Genomic DNA, 16,778 nt, shown 5'->3' with positions numbered 1-16,778 from the left:
AGCCAGTGTGTATCGGATGCCAGAAGGCCTTCCCGCCTGTCCAGAGGCAGATCGACCGTGGATCCGCCGGTATTCTGGGCGGATGACCGAGAGTCTTGACGCGACGGACTGGGCCATCCTCGCCGAAGTCCAACGGGAGGGCCGGATCGCGTTCACGGAGCTGGCACGGCGGGTGAACCTGAGCGCGTCGGCGACGAAGGAGCGGGTGCGGCGGCTGGAGGCGGCCGAGGTGATCACGGGATACCGGGCGGAGGTGGACCTGGAGCGGATCGGGTACGGGGTGCTTTCGGTGGTTCGGCTGAAATACCCGGGGCCGGGGACCCGCCACGAGCCGTTGCGCCGCCTGCTTGAGGAGCGCACGGAGATCCTGGAGTGCCTGCGCACCACCGGGGACGACTGCTACGTCCTCAAAGTGGCGACCACCTCGATGGCCCACCTGGAGGAGATCGTCGACGAACTGGCCCAGTTCGGGAGCACGACCACCAACCTCGTCCTCAGCCGGACGCTCCCGTTCCGCGGCCCTCGAGTGCCTGGGACACATACCGGGCCGGCTTGAGAATCGCCTCGACACGCTCGGCCATGGCAGTGACGCTGAACGGCCACGGCCGTGTCAAAGCCATGATCCGAGGATGGCGAACGCTCAGGATTCAGTCGCACAGGACACCAGCAAGGGGAACGGGTCCAGAGAACGCCTAAGGGCGCCTAAGGGCTGTCCCGTAATCCCTGGCGGGCGCGCGACGACAGCTACGGCACCTCTCCCCCGTAGCCTCAACGGCACGGGGGTACCCCGTTGTCGGAACGCCCGAATACGCCCAGTATGAGGACGCTCCTCCGCCTTGCGATGCACCGCATCCGACGCGGCGCGCCGATCCACCAGGGATTACGGGACAGCCTTTAGAACGGCGCGCAGCCCTCGCCCGAGATCGGCACGATCGTGAACTCACTCTCGTGAGCGTGACTGGCCGTCTCCTGGCGGACTCGACGTTCTTGGCCGTTCGGCATGCACAGCCGGAGCTCGTCACTGTCGAGCAGGTCAAAAATCCGGTTCGTAGGGACACCGCGCAGACTGCCGCGCCAAGCCTCGGGCCCGGCCATCAGCTCGGCCTGAACAGGGATCTGCAGATGCCCAGCAACCAGCAACGCATCGCCGTGATACCGACTCGCCATATGTCCCACAGTCCCGCCACCACCACACCGGGGCAACCGCACGCCCAGCGCTGATCCCCCGCTCACTGACACGGCGAGTTTGCGGATCGACCAGCAGCTGAAGGGTTGGCCGAGCTTGCGCGGGCGGGTACTCATGCGTTGTGGGGCCGTCGCTGACGCTGACGACGGCGTTCCCTACGTCGGCCGAGCCCGTGACCGCTCCCCTGCTGTGCAGCGGGCCACAGCGGTTCGAGGCGCCCAGCGACAGGCCTCGCTCCTTCCACGCGGTGCCGACTACCCACGTCACGCGATCGGCAGTGGAGAGCACAGGGCCCTGCCCGCCCGGAGACGAGATCCGTCAGTCCCCCGTGAGTGACCCGTGCATGTAACGCAAAGGTCTCCATCGGGCGGCATTCCATGATCGCGACGTGGGAATGGTCCGGCCGTTGCCGATGCCCCCCACAAGGAGTGATCCGCCCCATGAGCGCCCCCGCCTCGTCGACGACCCCCACGAGCGTCGCTGCCTCGTCGACATCCCCCACGCCAACCGCACCCGGCTCCCTCCCGCTGATCGGGCATGCTCTCCAGCTCGCCCGCCGACCGCTGCCGTTCATGACCTCACTGCGCGAGCACGGCAGCGTCGTCCGCATACGTATCGGTCCCACACCCGCCTTTGTCGTCACTGACCCCGCCCTGACCCGCAAGGTCCTGGTGACCGACTCCGCGCATTTCGTGAAGGGCGGCAAGATCATTGACGCGCTGCGCATGTTCTTCGGTGACGGGCTCGCTACAGTCGCCGACGGCGATACGCATCTACGCAACCGCCGCCTGATACAACCCATGTTCAACAAGGCCCACATCGCCGATCGCGCCGCCGCCATGATCGACCAGGTGCAGGACGTGGTCAGTGCTTGGCCTGCGGCTGTGCCGCGCGACGTATACGCGGACATGAACGAGGTCGCCCTCTCCGCGTTCCTGGTCGCCCTGTTCGGGGCGGACCTCCCCGAACATCTGGAGGGCGAGTTCGTCACCCTCATGCCCGAGATCATGAAGGGGGCGATCCGCCAGACGATCCTTCCGCCGTGGATCGCTCGCCTCCCGCTGCCGGCCAACCGTGCGCACGCGGACCGTGTGGCCCGGCTACGCGCTCTCATCGACCAGGCGATCGATCACCACGCCGAGCGGTCTCCGGGCCCGGCGCCCTCAGCCGACGCGGTCTCAGCCGATGCAGAACGGTGCCCGCATGCCGAAGCCCGGACCAAGGGCCAGGACGGACTCTTCAAAACCCTTCTGACCGCCGAGGAGCCCCTCACGGGGCAGCAACTGCAGGACGAGGCCATCACCTTGCTGACGGGGGCGATCGAGACCACCGGCACAACCTTGGCCTGGACGCTGTATGAGATCACTCAGCACGACGAGGTCCAGAGGCGCCTGCGCGAGGAACTCACCGCCGTCTGTGGTGACCGCCCTCTCCGCTACGACGACGTCGCTCAACTCCACTACGCCCGCCAGGTGCTGCAGGAAGCCATCCGCAAGTACGGGCCGGCCTGGATGGTGACCCGAACCGCAGCTCGTGACATCGACCTCGGCGGTCATCTCATTCCCGAAGGGGCAGACGTCGTGTGGAGCCCTTACCTCCACCAGCACGACGCCCTCTACTTTCCTGACCCCGACACGTTCGACCCGGACCGCTGGACAGCCGAGCGCACACCCGCCGCCCGTGGTTCGTTCCTCGCCTTCGGCGACGGACGCCGCAAGTGCATCGGCGAAAACTTCGCCTGGGCCGAACTGCAGATCATCCTGGCGAGCATCCTCCAGGCCTGGCCTCGCTTCACGCTCGCGTCCCGCCCCCCTCGCACTCAGGCCGTCGTCACCGTCAAGCCAGACACCCTGACAATGGCGTACTACCCGCAAGCAACATCGACGTCGCAGGCAAGCGCCGAAGAAGCCCGTCTGTTGCAGCCTTTGAAGTCCCGGCAAAGGCAATAGGCGATGGGCGAGTTGGGGCACGAGTTCTTCGGTTCGGCTCTCCCACCTGGCTACGGATCGTGATCCAGCCCCACCGGAGACACACGCACGAGAGAGCCGGGGCGCCGCGGCACGTAGCGCCGAGGGCAAGAGGCGGGCAGTGTCGACCAACTGCCCGCCTCGACCGCAAGGTGAGAGCATCCCGAGCGCTCCGGAGCGTCGCCTCACCATCCCTGTCCAGGCGATCGAAGTCGGTCGGGCCGTCAGCGTGCCGTGGGAGCACTTCGCCGGGACACTGTGCGAGGCCTCGAAGCAGGGGACGTACTTCAGCTGCGGCGGGGTGCTGAGTCGCTTCCCGCGCGAAGTCACACCTGCATCACGCGTTGCAGAGATCACGGCATAGATCGTTTAGGCTCTGGGCAGTCTCGAAGCGTACTTGAGTCGTCAACTTCCGGCTCAAAAGGTGCAGTTCGAGTCAGTGGGCGTCAATTCAGATCGCCCTTTCGCAGGGGCGGGGGCCTGTGAATCGTCTCAAGAGAGGACGGCAATGCCGCAGGACGTCACATTCGACCTCCCCTTCAAGACTCCCGTGAGCGAGCATCTCCAGTACGCCCGGGAGCGTCACTTGCGCTGGGTGTGGGAGATGGGTCTGGTGCGCAGCCAGGCCGGGTTCGAGGAGTATCAGTCCTGGGATCTGCCCCAGGCAGCGGCGCGGACCTACCCCTACGCCTCGGCCGACGACATGGTCGTGCTGATGAACTGGTTCTCTCTGGCGTTCCTTTTCGATGATCAGTTCGACTCCGGTAGTCCCGATCGCGCGGACCGAATCGCCGAGGTCGCACGGGAGTTGATCGCCACTCCGCTGCGCCCCGCCGGGACCGCTCCTCGCGTGGTATGCCCGATCACCGTGGCCTGGGCCGAGGTCTGGGCCCATCTCTCGAATGGCATGTCCCTGACGTGGCGGACGCGATTTGCCGCCTCCTGGGGGCGGTTCCTCGTGGCGCACACCGAGGAGGTGGACCTGGCGGCCCGTGGTCTTGCAGGAGCACTTGGCCTGGAGGAGTACGCGGAGTTCCGCCGCCGGACGGTGGGCATCCACCACAGCATCGACGCGGGCGAGCGCAGCCGCGGCTTCGAGGTTCCGCCACAGGTGCAGGCGCACGAACTGATGGTCAGGATGCGGGATCTGGCCGCGGACACCATCGGGTTCATGAACGACATCCACTCCTTCGAGCGCGAGAAGCGCCGTGGGGACGGCCACAACCTGATAGCCGTGCTCCATCGGGAGCGCAACTGCAGCTGGGAGGACGCCGCCGCTGAGGCGTACCGGATGACCACCGACTGCCTCGAGGAGTACCTCGAACTTGAGGCACACGTGCCGAAGATGTGCGAGGAGCTCGGTCTGGACACCGATCAGCGGGTCCAGGTGTGGATGGGGGTGGAGGCCATCCAGCACTGGATCAACGGCAACTACGAGTGGGCGTTGACCTCGGGCCGGTATGCCGCGGCGAAGGAGGGCCCGGCCGCCACCGCCGAGTTGGCGGGCAAGGGTTCGCTGGACGATCTGCTCGCGGTGTGACGTAAGGCTCTGCCCGGCCGGGTACGCCCGGCCGGGCAGAGGTGGATCACATACCGGTGGTCCGTGCCGGTCAGACCGCGGCGGTCTGGGCCACGAACTCGACCGGGAGACCGTCCAGGCGCGCCTCCCAGGTGGAGGCGGTCGAGGTGAGGTCGTCGGCCGGCACGGCGAGGCGCAGTCCCGGCAGCCGGTGCACCAGGACGTCGACGGCCGTCTCGATGATGGCCTGGCCGATGTTCTGGCCCGGACACTCGTGCGCGCCTCCGCTGAACGCGAGGTGCGATTGGTTGCCCTGGATGGAGACCCCCGTTTCGGGACGGATCTCCGGGTCGAGGTTGCCTGCGGTGAGCCCGAGCACCAGCAGGTCGCCCTCCTTGATGTGGTGACCGGCGAGTTCGAGATCGGCGGTGGCGAAGCGCCCCGGGAGGACGGCGAGCGGCGGGGTGTTCCACATCACCTCTTCGACGACCGTGGTGATGTTGAGCTGTCCGCTCACCAGTCCCGCGAGCCGGGAGGTGTCGGTGAGGATCAGCTGCAGCACCCGGGCCAGCAGATTGCTGGTGGTGGTGTGCGCGGTGATCAGCACCAGGCGCAGATGGCTGAGGATCTCGTCGCCGTCGAGGCCTGCTTTATGTCCGAGCAGCCCGGTGGTGAAGTCGGAGCCCGGCTCGGCGCGCTTGCGGTCGGCGAGTTCCCCGAGGATCTCCATGATGCGGTCGTTGTGGGCGAGGGCTCCCTCACCGCCCTTGATGACCTGTGCACACGAGACGGCGAGGTTGTGCCCCTCGGCCGCCGGGAGCCCGAACAGCCTGGTCAATACGAGCATCGGCAGGTACTCGGCGTAGTCGCCCACCAGGTCGGCGCTGCCCTCGTCGGCGAACGCGTCGATCTGCTTGTTCGCGAAGTGCGTGACATGGCGGCGGATGCCGCGGCCTGCGATGCTCTGCAGATTGTCGGTGACCGCTCCGCGCAGCCTGCGGTGCGGCTCGCCGTCCTGGGACACGCAGTCGGGGCGCCAGCCCAGCATCTGGATCAGCGGCGAGGTGGCCTCTACGCGTCCTTCCTTCCAGTCCCGCCAGATGCGCGAATCCCGGCTGAACTGGCGGGGGTTGTCGAGTACCCGCCGGTTCTCGCGGTAGCCGAGGACCAGCCAGGCCGGGATGTCGCCCTCAAGGAGTACCGGCGCCACGGCCCCGTGCTCCTTGCGTAGCCGTCCGTAGATGCTGTGCGGGTCGAGTGCCGCGTCCGGCCCGTACAGCCGGGTGAGGTCGTCGGAGCCGCCGTGCGCGACGGGGCAGCCACGGGGGGCGGAGGGGCCGTTTGTGAGCTGGTCGTTCATCGGGGCTCCAGAGCGGCGGTGGCAGAGCGTTCCTGGAGGTGGCGTATCAGCGCGACGAGGACGTCGCGGCTGGATGCCCGGTCCCGGGCGTCGCAGGCCACGATCGGGGTGTGCGGGGAGATGTCCAGGGCGTCGCGGATCTCCTCGATCGGGTGCTCCTTGGAATCCGGGAAGACGTTCAGCGCGATGACGAAGGGGACGTCCTGCCGCTCCATCTCCTCGATGGCCCTGAAGCTTGAGGCCAGACGGCGGGTGTCCACCAGGACCACCGCTCCGAGAGCACCCTTGAACAGACCGTTCCACAGAAACCAGAACCGCTCCTGGCCCGGCGTCCCGAACAGATAGAGCACCAGTTCGTCGTTGATGCCGATCTTGCCGAAGTCCAGGCTGACGGTGGTCTCCGTCTTGTCCGCCACGCCGATCAGGTTGTCGACACCGGCACTGGCCTGGGTCAGCGTCTCCTCGGTGGTCAGCGGCTTGATGTCGCTGACCGAGCCCACCATGGTGGTCTTTCCGGTGCCGAAGCCACCGGCGATCATCACCTTCACCGAGCGGGTGCCGCCGCCCAACTTTCGGTCGGGATGATCAAAGCCTTTGAAGTCCACTGAGTACCTCCTCAAGGAGCGCGAGGTCGGGCCCGCGGCCGGCGCCTGACGCCGGGATGGGATTACGGGCTTCGACGCGGCCTGCGTCCAGCAGATCGGCCAGGAGCACCGCGAGAATGTTGAAGGGCAATCCGAGATGGGCGCCCAGTTCGGCCACCGACAGCGGATCGCGGCAACGCCGGATGATCTCCTCGTGCTCATGCTGCATGCCCGGAACGGCAGCGGAAGAAGAAACGATGAGGGTCGCCACGTCAAGACTCGCCGCAGAACCGCCCGGTCCGCTGCGGCCACCGGTAAGGACGTAGTAGCGCTCGAGACCGGACGGGTCCGTGGGACGGCGGGGAGCACTCATCCAGAGTGCTCGTCCAGGCGCGGAGTGGTGCCGAGGAGCTCGCCCATCCTGCGCGCCAGGTCCCTCATCTGGTGACCGAGGAGACCCTGGTCGAGTCCTTCCCTGGCAAGCACTCCCAGGTATGTCTCCACACCGGCCCGCACCACGAACAAGTGGCCCCCGTCGACCTCGATCATCGCGAGGCGCAACTGCCCCGCGTACTTGGGGAACTGCTTGGCCACCGGCTGGGCCAGCGCCTGCAGGCCCGCGACCACGGCGGCGAACCGGTCCACGTCGTCGGGGTCCTCGGCACCATAGGAAGTGATCGCCTTGCCGTCGCTCGATGCCACGAGGGCGAAGCGGATCTCCTTGATGCTCTCCGTCAGATCGCGGAGCGCCCAGCTCACATCGGTTCCCTGTTGCGTCATGGGACTAGTCGCTCTCTTCAGTGCGGTGCTCGTTGAACTCGCGTACGGCAGTCGTCTCGGCGTCCGTGGCCGGGTCGCGGTCCGTGGTCGTCTCACGCGGCGGGCCGCTTGCCCGTCCGGCCGTGGCAAAGGCGGCCAAGCCGGAGAAGGACGCGTCGGGCGGCACGGCGGCCACGGTCTCCTTGCGGTCGGCGGCACCGGGCTGCGGTACCGCAATATCGTTCCGGATGCTGCGGCGTCTGGGCAGACCACCGGGGGTGGTGTCCAGCGCTTCCGCAGTCTCCACAGACCCGGTCCGGACCGGCTCGGGGGCCGGCGCGGCCACCGCAGCCGGAGCCGGCTCGGTGACGGCGGCGGGCAACTGACTGAAGAACTTGTGCGGCACGACCACGACCACCGACGTACCGAGCCACGGCGAGTCCGCAAAGGTGACCCGGATGCCGTAACGGCGTGCCAGGGAGCCCACCACACGCAGGCCCAGGTTCGCGTCCTCCGAGATACCACCGAGGCCCGGGCCCTTCGAAGTACCCGCGAGGGACTGCTCCGCCTCGCGCTTCTTCTCCTCGCTCAGGCCCTTGCCCGCATCCTGGATCTCGATGCCGACGCCGTTGGGGACCTCCTTGCCGGAGACGACCACGGCTTCGGTGGGCGGCGAGTAACGCGCCGCATTGTCCAGGAGGTGGGCGAAAATCAGCGTGAGGTGGTCCACCAGACCCCCGTCGACGCCGAGTTCGGGCAGGTGACGGACCTGGACACGATCGAAGTCCTTGATCCGGCCGATGCCGCCACGAACCACGCTCAGCAGTCGCTGCGGCTCCTGCCACTGCCGGCCCGGCCGGTCCGAACCCCCCAGTACACCGATACTGGCGGCGAGACAGTCGGCAGGGCCGATCTCCTGGTCCAACTCCATGAGCCCCTGGGCGACCGCGGGCAGCCGCCCGTGCTCGCCCTGCATCTCGTGCAGCCGTCCGCGAAGCTTGCTGGTAAGCACATGGATCCGGCTGCCGATACTGATCACAGCCTGCTCGGCCGACGTGGAACGGTCGAACTCCTCCTCGACACCGATCAGCGCAGTCCGCAGGACCTTGCGCAACTCGGCGCGCAACTCCGGACCGGCATCCGTCTCCCGGCCGATCTCCAGCAGGATGTCGTCGATGGCCTCGCCGTCCCGCAACCGCTTCACCGCATCGGGCAGATACGAGTCCCCGAGTCTGCCCACGACGGCCTGCTGAAGGACGAGTTGCTCCTCCCAGACCCGGGCCTGCGCAGCAACGCCGCTCTCGTGGGCCTGCGACTGCTCGGCAAGCTGAGCCTCGAAACCCCTGGCCTGTTCGGCCAGTTCCACATTCAGGCCGGAGCGCTCAGCCGCGAAGTTCCTCTCCAGGCCGGCCACATGCTGCTCCCACTGCCGGGAGAGCTCGGCCTGCGAGGTGTGGAAGTGCTCGTCGGTACGCCGTAGTTGGCCCCGGGCACGGACGAGGAGTCTCACACAGACAGCACTGGCCGCCGTGGCTGCGGCGCCGGCGAACGTCGCGGGTATCTGGACCTGGTCAGGACCCGCGACCACCGCGGCGACGGTCCCGGCTCCTAAAGCGATCGGCATCAGCCACCAGCTGTACTGGGCAACCGGTGCACGCGCCGCCGGGGGCGGAGAGGCAAGTTCCATCTGCATCCTTCGAAGCAAACGACCGAACAAGGGGGGTGTGCAAGCGCCGCATACGTCAAAAACACAGCACGAGGCGATCGAGTACGTTCGTGTCAACTCGCAGCGCCGCAGGGGAGCCTATCGGGTCCGACGTCAAAAGGATCAACCCCCTCCGCATACCAGTTCGTATCAAGTCACGCTCCGATCCGATCAACGCAGTGCGCGCACCGGCGTTGCCGGGACACCGAGCCCATTCCCGCCGAGATCCAGCCAAGTTCCAAGCAACGGCCGGGCGAACGCCCCCGACGAACACCGGCCGCACTCCGTGGGGGCCGGCCTCGCCCTCCCGGTGACCTGGGACAGTGAGCACCGCCTGGACGCCGACAAGCGCGCGTTCATCTGATTCCCCGCCTACATCCCGCCGGCGGCCGGTCTTCCGGCTCTGCGTGCCCGTACGGGCCGTGGAGTGCAGTTCTCGCCGCCTCGTGAGTTTGGTGTCAGACGGCGGGACGGTGCGGGCCGGCCGCTTCGGGGAACAGTCGGGCGCTGAGACGGTCCGCGCTCGGCCAGCGCACGTCGTGGACCCAACGCAGTTTCTCGAATACCCAGATGAGGCGTGCCGACGGGTCGAGCTGGCCCGGCAGGACGCCGTGGCGCGCGCCCGTGGGGTCGGCGTGATGTGAGTTGTGCCAGCTCTCGCCGAAGGACAGCAGTGCGAGCGGCCAGAAGTTGGTGGCCTTGTCCCGACTGATGAACGGGCGTTTGCCCGCGACGTGGCAGACCGAGTTCACCGACCACGTGACGTGGTGCAGCAGCGCCATCCGGATCACGCCGGCCCAGAAGAAGCCGGTCAGCGCACCGGTCCAGGTGCCGGTGACGAGCCCGCCGACCAGTGCCGGGAGCAGGAGCGAGACGGCGGTCAGCAACCCGAAGAACCGACCGACGAGCCGCAGGTCGGGATCGGCGGCGATGTCGGGCGCGAACCTGGCACGGTTACTCAGCTCGCGCTTCAGCATCCACCCGATATGCGCGTGGAGAAGCCCCTTGAGCAGCGCGCGGGTGTCGGTCCCGTAGCGCCAGGGCGAGTGCGGGTCGCCCTCTCGGTCGGCGAAGGCGTGATGGCGGCGGTGGTTCGCCACCCACTGGACCGGTGAACCCTCGACCCCCAGCGAACCCGCGACGGCCAGGGCGATCCGCAGGCCCCGCCGTGCCTTGAACGAGCGATGCGTGAAGAGGCGGTGATATCCGACCGTGAGTCCGAAGCCGGACACGAGGTAGGCGACCACCGCCATGCCGACGTCCAGCACGGACAAGCCCCATCCCCACGCGAACAGCGCCGCAGCGATCAGGCAGATCGGCGGGCCGACGACGAAGATCCACATCGCCACCCCTGCCGCGGCCGTCTGCGGCGCGTCGAGCAACGGCTTGAACTCGGCCGCGGTCTCGGCGTCGCGTTCGGCGACGGCCTGTTCAGCACGGTCAGCGTCGCTCGGGTTCATCGATTCCTCGCCGTTGCTCGAGCCATTTCGGATGTGGTGCCGGACCGGCCGGGATCATGCGCACCTGTGCGCGCTTTCGAGCACACTCGCCAGCCCACGGCATACGATCCCACCCGACGGCATCCGTGCAGGTCGTCGCCGATGTCCAGGATGTGAACGCCGCGGGACCGAATTTCCTTCGGCACGCCTCTCGACGTTCCACCCACCTCACCTTGCCCAGCAACGCATGTGCTCTGCCATCGATCTCCTCGCCTGCCGCGCACCGGGTCTGACCCGCGCCCTGCCCACTGCCGCTCGCCGGCAAGTTCATCGCTGACCGCAGCGAAGGGCACCATGACCAGCGCGCCGATTCGACACGGCGAGCCATCGATGGCCTCGGCGGCACGGGAAACCCCCACGCCACCAACCGAACAGCACAAACCCGCCACCCACGACGCCGGCATCACGATGCCGCACCGCCACCGGCGAGATCTCGCAGATCGTCGAGCAACGGTGCCTGTGGTCAGAATTCGCGGTCGATGCCTGTCACGGCGGCCTGGCCCAGCGGGGCATCGTCCTGTGTGAAGCCGCTATCCCTCAGCGCGCTGGAAACCAGACGTACTGCTTCCGCCTCGGCGCCGGCCTGACTGTCGGCCTCGACTTCGATCCTGACGGAAAACGTACTGCCCTCACCGACCGTCAGGAGGTTCAACTCCTCGCTCTCCCCCAGATCGGTGTTCTTCGGATCCTGGGGGCGCAGCCTGCGTTCCATATCGGCGCGTGAGGCATCGGTGACGCCGTGGACGAAAGTACCGGGAACAGTGATGACATAGGTGGTCACAGGAACTCCTTACACGGACACCCCTGCCATACGGGGCGCATCCGGCTTGATGAGGGGTTGCCGTCACTCCATAGAGTGACAGGCAGTCAGCTCTCGCGCCTTGTTGCCGTTTGTGCCGCCTACGGGACAGCCCTCAGCCGTCCCGGCCTTCAAAGACACGCCGCATAGCGGCCCCCTCGTCCTCAACCAGCCCCCGCTGATCCGACAACTCCATCACCTGCCCGCAGTGCTCACACAACTCCCCCTCCCTCGCCGGCGTGCCGCACGCCTTACAAAACTGCTGGCCCTCCGCCTTCTCCGCCATGACGCCTCCACTTCACCGAACGAGCCGTAGACGCCGCGTACCCCAGAAGTCCTGTTGGAATCCCTGCAGCTCAGCTTCAAGCGCCCGACCAACGACGGCGCTGGCTCAGGGGCGGAACCTGGGACACGGTCCCCGACGGCGACCGTCGGATCTGTGCCGCTTGCGGGACGCCTGTTCGCTCCTACCAGTACCGCTTCTATCCGCCTGAGTCCTCCGCGTTCGAACGGTGCATCGCGTTCGCGTGGTGTTCCGGCTGCCGGATCTACGCCGGCACAAAGAAGCGCACCGGGGTCGCCGCCAGTGCGGTCGACTGTTTCATGCACCTTCGGTGTCGAGCCGCTTCGCGGACTGGAGCAGGTACTCGGGCAGCTCTGAACTGGCCGCCAACACCTCGATGCCGATGAGGCGGCCCTGCTCGTCGAAGTCGAGGTCGATCATGGCGTCAACGTCCACCGGATCGCAGGAATACATGCCCGCGGACCTCACGCGGGCATGTGGTTCGGTGAGGTACACGTACGCTGCGTCCACAGTCTCGTCGTAGGTGACTCCGACCTCTGCCACGGTGAGCGATCTCCCTTGGTGTCGTTGATGGCGGCGCTGCCGCCGGTGCGTCCGGAGAGCTTCGGCGCGATCTCCATCCACCGTGCGTAGCCCCACGCGTCCAACCGCCTGATGGCGACGCTGCGCCCGCCCGACGGGCAGAGGCTGTGGACGACTGTCGGGGCGCTCATGCATCAGGGGGTGGCCCGGGTGACGGCGGACCACTCGGCTGGCCCAGGTGCGAGGGTCCCGTTCCGGCGTAAGGATCGATGTACGGGTGGTGGCCCGGATGTCTCTCCCGGCCGCGGCTGGACCACCGCCCGGCCGACCCAGGGGGTCCAGGTATGCATGCCGTCGACAATCTGGAGCGGGGCGATCTTGTTCGGACTCATCACTTCTCTGAACCAAGCCTGTGCGCGTGAGTAGGCGTTCTTCTTCCTCCCCGCCGTAACAGATAGCGCGGTGTCGACGGGCAAGCTTCCTGGTGGCGGAAAAGTTTTGTGTCGGTTGTGCTCCTGACCGGCTTCTGAGCGTCGTAGGAGAAGTTGTACCCGGTGAAGTCGGTATCCGGGACATACCCGATTCGGGCTGGCAGAGAGCGTTGCTGCTGGGTTGGCCTCTTCCTCGGGGACTCGCCATTCCACGGGCGAGGTCTCGGGCACTCATCCCGGGTTTCATGCGGTTCGGGTAGCCGTTCGATCACATGAAGTGCCGACGTGGGATATCTGCCACACAGAGTGTCGACGGTGTCAGAAAATGAGGCCCCGCCAATTACGTCCTGGCGGGGCCTCTGGTTGGCTACCAAAGCCACCGGCCCATCACGGGGATTACCGGGAACACCTACGCCAACCTCGGACGCGGCACCCAGGTCTGGCTGCCCAACCGAGGGCGCATTCACGGCGCCGCACCGAACTACACCTACGGGTACCACCCGCCCAAGGGCACCGCGCCCTGCTGCACTACCTACGACTCCCTGCTGCGCACCCGTGACACCCAGTCCCCGCGGCCTGGTCAGCTCCCCCTGTCCGACATCCGGGACGCGAGCAGCGCTGAAGACGATTACACATCGGCGAACGCTGGAACTCCGCCCTCAGATACGGAGACGCAAGCTCACGGAGCTCGAGGCGACAAGCCTTGAACGGGCCTTATATATTCGCAACGAAATCCTGCTGCCAGGGGGATCGAATAACCGCCCCACGCCCGGGATTGCGGCATGCTCAAGCCTGCTCGCGGGCGCCGCGGAGACATCGTGTGTCGCATGTCTCAGACAAAATATCCCCATTTTGGACACATGAGTTCAATACTTATCCGGGTACGAGCTAATCGACGATGTCAGGGAGTCCTCACTCGTCATGCATACCCTCATACACGCTTGGGACGAGATCTACTCGTCCTGGCGCCAATTGCACTGGTACGGGGTGGCCGTCGGCTCTCTCCTCGGTATCAAGTTGCTCCTGTCCATCCGCCGGCGCCGCAGTCCCGGGCTCACATTCAGGAAAACGACCCATCGACTCAGCATTCACGGGGTCGTCACGGTGTACAACGAATCCCCCGCGATGCTGAGACGGTGCCTGGAATCGATCCTCGCGCAGACCCTGCCGCCTCAGTCTTTGACGGTCATCGACGACTGCTCCGCCGACCAGTCCGCCGCTGCCCTCATCGGGGAGATGCGCCCGCAGTTCGAGCGGGCCGGAATCCGTCTCGGCTTCATCCGGTTCCCCGACAACCGCGGCAAGCGCCACGGACTCGCCGCGGGCTTCCGGGAGGATCCGCTCGCGGACGCGTATCTGTGCATCGACTCCGACACGGTGCTCGACGAGAACGCCGTCGCCGAACTCGCCGAACCCTTCGGGGAGCGCCGTGTCCACTGCGTCACCGGGTTGGTCCTCGCCCACAACCGCGGCACGAACCTCCTCACGCGCCTGATCGACATGCGGTACGTCAACGCCTTCCTCGGCGAACGGGTCGCCTACTCCCGTCTCGGTTCCGTCCTGTGCGCCTGTGGCTCCCTCGCGATGTACCGGGGATGGGTCATCCGCAAGAATCTCGACGACTTCCTCGACCAGCGGTTCCTGGGGCGCCCGGCGACCTTCGGTGACGACCGGCGCCTCACGTACTACTGCCTCACCGAGGGCAAGTCCCTCATCCAGCCGTGCGCTGTCGGCTACACCGACGTCCCCGAGCGTCTCGGGCACTACATCCGACAGCAGATCCGCTGGGGCAAGTCCTTCATCCGCGAAGGGTTCCTGCTCTTCGCCAAGTTCCGGCTGAGCCGTATGTACTGGTGGCTCAATCTGATCGAGCTCGTCACCTGGGTTGCCTTCACGGCGGCCATGCTCACCGCCCTCGTGGCCATCGCGCTGCACCCGACCGGTTGGGCCCTGCTCGCCAGCTACATCGGCTACATGTGTGTCATGTCGTGGGTGCGCTCCATCCACTACCTGCGCGGCGCCGCCATGGTCGGGATCGTCGACCGGGTGCTGACGTTCCTCGCCGCTCCGCTGTACGCGCTGCTCAACATCGCGCTGCTGCTGCCGCTGCGCCTGTGGTCCCTGGCGACCCTGCGCCACACCAAATGGGGCACCCGCGCCAAGATCGAGGTCGGCATGGACGCCGAAGCTCCCGAGAGCCGCGGCGGTGCTCCGGCCCCGGCCCTCGCGATCCCCCACCAGGCTTGGGACGGCACCGCGAACCCACGGAGCGGACCCGCGTACAGCTCGGACGGCGGGGTCGCACTGCCGGCCTTCGATCTTCCCAGCCCCCAGACGCAGGCCGTCCAGTAGGCGCCGCTCGGTTGGCGTCGGGGCCGTCCGAAGGTCGGTACATGCGGGAACACGCATAGTCGGCGATCCGCTACGGCGGTGCGACGGAGACTGCCGCCGCCACCCTTCCTGAGCGTTCTGTGGGGTGCGCTCAGGGAGGACGGCGTCGGCGTCGGCGTCCGCCACCGTTACCCACGCCGGTCCCGGTACCGCCCCTCCACCTGCACTGGGAGCTTCTGTGGGCACTGCCCGCCCTACCGTCCGCCCTGTCCGTCCTGATGACCGCGGGCCTCGACGCCGTGCGTGGACCGTGTTCAAGACGTTGCTCCTGGTGATCGCCGTGACCGCCGGTGGCCTCGCGCTCTATCCCGAGTGGCGTGCCGCGCATCAAGCGCCCCCGCAGCTCACCGTCCGGTACAAGGCCGGGAGCCCTGCCACAGCCGCGGTGGCCCAACCATGGCTGGAAGTTGTCAACACCTCCAAGAAGAGGGTGCGCCTGTCAGACGTGGCGATTCGCTACTACTTCACCGGAGACGGGACTTCCTCGTACGCCTTCAACTGCGTCAAGGCCACTGTCGGCTGCTCGAACATCGCCGGGGAGACCGTCGCGCTGGCCGATCCCACCACCACCGCCGACCGCTACCTCCAGATCAGCTTCACGACGGGCGCCGGTAGCCTGGCACCCGGCGCCAAGAGCGGAGCCATCGGACTGCAGCTGTACCGCCCCGACGGCAGGAAGCTGGATCAGCTGGACGACCGTTCGTTCAATGCCGCTGACACCACCTTTCAGGAGTCGAGGAAGGTGACCGCATACCTGCGCGGTGCGCATATCTGGGGGGACGAGCCCACCGGCCCTGCCGGATCCACCGGCCCTACCGGCTCCGCGGGCCACGCTGCTGCGTCCGCGCGGGGCTCGTCGGTCCCCCGCTCGAAGCCTGCCCACCCGCGCGGGATCGTGTTCGACGACTTCCACTACAGCGGCCCCGACGATCCCGCGCTCCACGCGCACGGCTGGCTGGTCCGCACCAGCCCGGGCGGTCCGGGGATCCACGACACATGGTCGGCCGCCGGCGTCAGTTTCCCGGCCGAGAAAACCGCTGCGGGCGGCCAGGTCCTGCAACTGCGGGCCAGCACCGACGGGACGAGGGCGAGCACCAAGCAGGCCGAGGTGCAGAGCAGCGGCACGAACTTCCTGACGGGGACCTATGCCGCCCGGATCTACTTCAACGACAAGCCCACGAGTGGTCGCAACGGCGACCACGTCAACGAGTCCTTCTACACGATCTCGCCCAACAACTCTCGCTACAGCGAACTCGACAACGAGTACATGCCGAACGGGGGCTGGGGTGCGCCAGGTCCCAAACTCGACACCACGAGCTGGTACAGCGCCGACACCGGGGACCGGGTCACACACAAACTGGTCTCCAGCCTTCAGGGCTGGCACACGATGGTGATCACGGCCGTGCACGGTGTGGCCACCTACTCGGTGGACGGCCACAAGCTGTTCAGCAGCGGCGGCAAATACTTCCCACGCCAGAACATGTCCATCAACTTCAACACCTGGTTCGTGGACCTCCCCTTCACGGGTCCGCGCGCCTGGGACATGCGGGTCAACTGGTTCTACTACAACGCCGACAAGGCCCAGTCCCTGGCGGAAGTGCACAAGGCTGTAGACGACCTCTACGACAGCGGCACCCACTACGTCAACACCGTCCCCAAGCACTGAACCTGTGGCATTGCGCGACTGTCGGGTCACTCCGAAGTCCTGTGCCATCCGGGCGCCGGCCCGGCCCGCGAGCGCAAGGCCCGCCG

Annotated in this window: 14 protein-coding genes; 5 read left to right on the top strand and 9 right to left on the bottom strand. The window is 67.1% G+C overall.

Annotated elements, in window-relative coordinates; genetic code table 11:
- Nucleotides 1-82: 82 nt before the first annotated feature.
- Entirely contained in the window at nucleotides 83-556 is a 474-nt protein-coding gene (locus OHB49_RS41275) for an Lrp/AsnC family transcriptional regulator (protein WP_329166136.1), read from the top strand.
- 338 nt (nucleotides 557-894) lie between these two features.
- Here the strand turns inward: OHB49_RS41275 and OHB49_RS41270 are convergent, their stop codons facing one another.
- Nucleotides 895-1,167: a hypothetical protein gene (locus OHB49_RS41270; RefSeq protein WP_030976265.1), complete on the bottom strand. Its 273-nt coding sequence runs from the start codon at nucleotides 1,165-1,167 to the stop codon at nucleotides 895-897.
- 459 nt (nucleotides 1,168-1,626) lie between these two features.
- On the opposite strand from OHB49_RS41270, the gene OHB49_RS41265 reads away from it, so the two are divergent.
- Together OHB49_RS41265 and OHB49_RS41260 are read left to right on the top strand one after the other, a co-directional pair.
- The gene (locus OHB49_RS41265; protein WP_329166135.1) at nucleotides 1,627-3,135 is read left to right on the top strand and encodes a cytochrome P450; all 1,509 of its coding nucleotides are present in this window, start codon (nucleotides 1,627-1,629) and stop codon (nucleotides 3,133-3,135) included.
- 526 nt (nucleotides 3,136-3,661) lie between these two features.
- Nucleotides 3,662-4,693: a 7-epi-alpha-eudesmol synthase gene (locus tag OHB49_RS41260; protein ID WP_329166134.1), complete on the top strand. Its 1,032-nt coding sequence runs from the start codon at nucleotides 3,662-3,664 to the stop codon at nucleotides 4,691-4,693.
- A 70-nt stretch (nucleotides 4,694-4,763) separates the two neighbouring features.
- Here OHB49_RS41260 and OHB49_RS41255 read toward each other — a convergent pair whose 3' ends face one another.
- The 8 genes from OHB49_RS41255 to OHB49_RS41220 form a co-directional block, all read right to left on the bottom strand.
- Nucleotides 4,764-6,032, bottom strand: a complete 1,269-nt coding sequence (locus tag OHB49_RS41255; protein ID WP_329166133.1) for a cytochrome P450 — start codon at nucleotides 6,030-6,032, stop codon at nucleotides 4,764-4,766.
- Nucleotides 6,029-6,637, bottom strand: coding sequence for a GTP-binding protein (locus OHB49_RS41250; RefSeq protein ID WP_329166132.1), 609 nt, complete (start codon nucleotides 6,635-6,637; stop codon nucleotides 6,029-6,031). Before OHB49_RS41250 ends, OHB49_RS41255 begins: the two co-directional genes overlap by 4 nt.
- Nucleotides 6,618-6,989, bottom strand: a complete 372-nt coding sequence (locus OHB49_RS41245; protein WP_030976253.1) for a DUF742 domain-containing protein — start codon at nucleotides 6,987-6,989, stop codon at nucleotides 6,618-6,620. The genes OHB49_RS41250 and OHB49_RS41245 overlap by 20 nt, the downstream gene beginning before the upstream one ends.
- The gene (locus OHB49_RS41240; RefSeq protein WP_030976251.1) at nucleotides 6,986-7,396 is read right to left on the bottom strand and encodes a roadblock/LC7 domain-containing protein; all 411 of its coding nucleotides are present in this window, start codon (nucleotides 7,394-7,396) and stop codon (nucleotides 6,986-6,988) included. The genes OHB49_RS41245 and OHB49_RS41240 overlap by 4 nt, the downstream gene beginning before the upstream one ends.
- A 4-nt stretch (nucleotides 7,397-7,400) precedes the next feature.
- Nucleotides 7,401-9,062 (bottom strand): sensor histidine kinase, encoded by a 1,662-nt coding sequence (locus OHB49_RS41235; protein ID WP_329166129.1) that lies wholly within the window; start codon nucleotides 9,060-9,062, stop codon nucleotides 7,401-7,403.
- A gap of 476 nt (nucleotides 9,063-9,538) precedes the next feature.
- Entirely contained in the window at nucleotides 9,539-10,540 is a 1,002-nt protein-coding gene (locus OHB49_RS41230) for an acyl-CoA desaturase (RefSeq protein WP_329166127.1), read from the bottom strand.
- 502 nt (nucleotides 10,541-11,042) lie between these two features.
- Nucleotides 11,043-11,360 carry a hypothetical protein gene (locus OHB49_RS41225; RefSeq protein WP_030976245.1) on the bottom strand — a complete coding sequence of 106 codons (318 nt, stop codon included), beginning with the start codon at nucleotides 11,358-11,360 and terminating at the stop codon, nucleotides 11,043-11,045.
- A gap of 619 nt (nucleotides 11,361-11,979) precedes the next feature.
- Nucleotides 11,980-12,225 carry a DUF2283 domain-containing protein gene (locus OHB49_RS41220; protein ID WP_030976243.1) on the bottom strand — a complete coding sequence of 82 codons (246 nt, stop codon included), beginning with the start codon at nucleotides 12,223-12,225 and terminating at the stop codon, nucleotides 11,980-11,982.
- A gap of 1,331 nt (nucleotides 12,226-13,556) precedes the next feature.
- Here OHB49_RS41220 and OHB49_RS41215 point away from each other — a divergent pair.
- Together OHB49_RS41215 and OHB49_RS41210 are read left to right on the top strand one after the other, a co-directional pair.
- Nucleotides 13,557-14,987: a glycosyltransferase gene (locus OHB49_RS41215; RefSeq protein WP_329166122.1), complete on the top strand. Its 1,431-nt coding sequence runs from the start codon at nucleotides 13,557-13,559 to the stop codon at nucleotides 14,985-14,987.
- A 310-nt stretch (nucleotides 14,988-15,297) separates the two neighbouring features.
- Nucleotides 15,298-16,692: a cellulose binding domain-containing protein gene (locus tag OHB49_RS41210; protein WP_329166120.1), complete on the top strand. Its 1,395-nt coding sequence runs from the start codon at nucleotides 15,298-15,300 to the stop codon at nucleotides 16,690-16,692.
- The last annotated feature ends 86 nt before the right edge of the window (nucleotides 16,693-16,778 follow it).

The organism is Streptomyces sp. NBC_01717, from assembly GCF_036248255.1.
Lineage (GTDB): Bacteria > Actinomycetota > Actinomycetes > Streptomycetales > Streptomycetaceae > Streptomyces.
Note: the sequence above shows the minus strand (reverse complement) of the source record. Positions and strands in the feature narration are given on the sequence as shown.

Coding starts and splice junctions, on each gene's coding strand:
- OHB49_RS41275 (WP_329166136.1), top strand. CDS start 83: ATGACCGAGAGTCTTGACGCGACGGACTGGGCCATCCTCGCCGAAGTC.
- OHB49_RS41270 (WP_030976265.1), bottom strand. CDS start 1,167: ATGGCGAGTCGGTATCACGGCGATGCGTTGCTGGTTGCTGGGCATCTG.
- OHB49_RS41265 (WP_329166135.1), top strand. CDS start 1,627: ATGAGCGCCCCCGCCTCGTCGACGACCCCCACGAGCGTCGCTGCCTCG.
- OHB49_RS41260 (WP_329166134.1), top strand. CDS start 3,662: ATGCCGCAGGACGTCACATTCGACCTCCCCTTCAAGACTCCCGTGAGC.
- OHB49_RS41255 (WP_329166133.1), bottom strand. CDS start 6,032: ATGAACGACCAGCTCACAAACGGCCCCTCCGCCCCCCGTGGCTGCCCC.
- OHB49_RS41245 (WP_030976253.1), bottom strand. CDS start 6,989: ATGAGTGCTCCCCGCCGTCCCACGGACCCGTCCGGTCTCGAGCGCTAC.
- OHB49_RS41240 (WP_030976251.1), bottom strand. CDS start 7,396: ATGACGCAACAGGGAACCGATGTGAGCTGGGCGCTCCGCGATCTGACG.
- OHB49_RS41235 (WP_329166129.1), bottom strand. CDS start 9,062: ATGGAACTTGCCTCTCCGCCCCCGGCGGCGCGTGCACCGGTTGCCCAG.
- OHB49_RS41230 (WP_329166127.1), bottom strand. CDS start 10,540: ATGAACCCGAGCGACGCTGACCGTGCTGAACAGGCCGTCGCCGAACGC.
- OHB49_RS41215 (WP_329166122.1), top strand. CDS start 13,557: ATGCATACCCTCATACACGCTTGGGACGAGATCTACTCGTCCTGGCGC.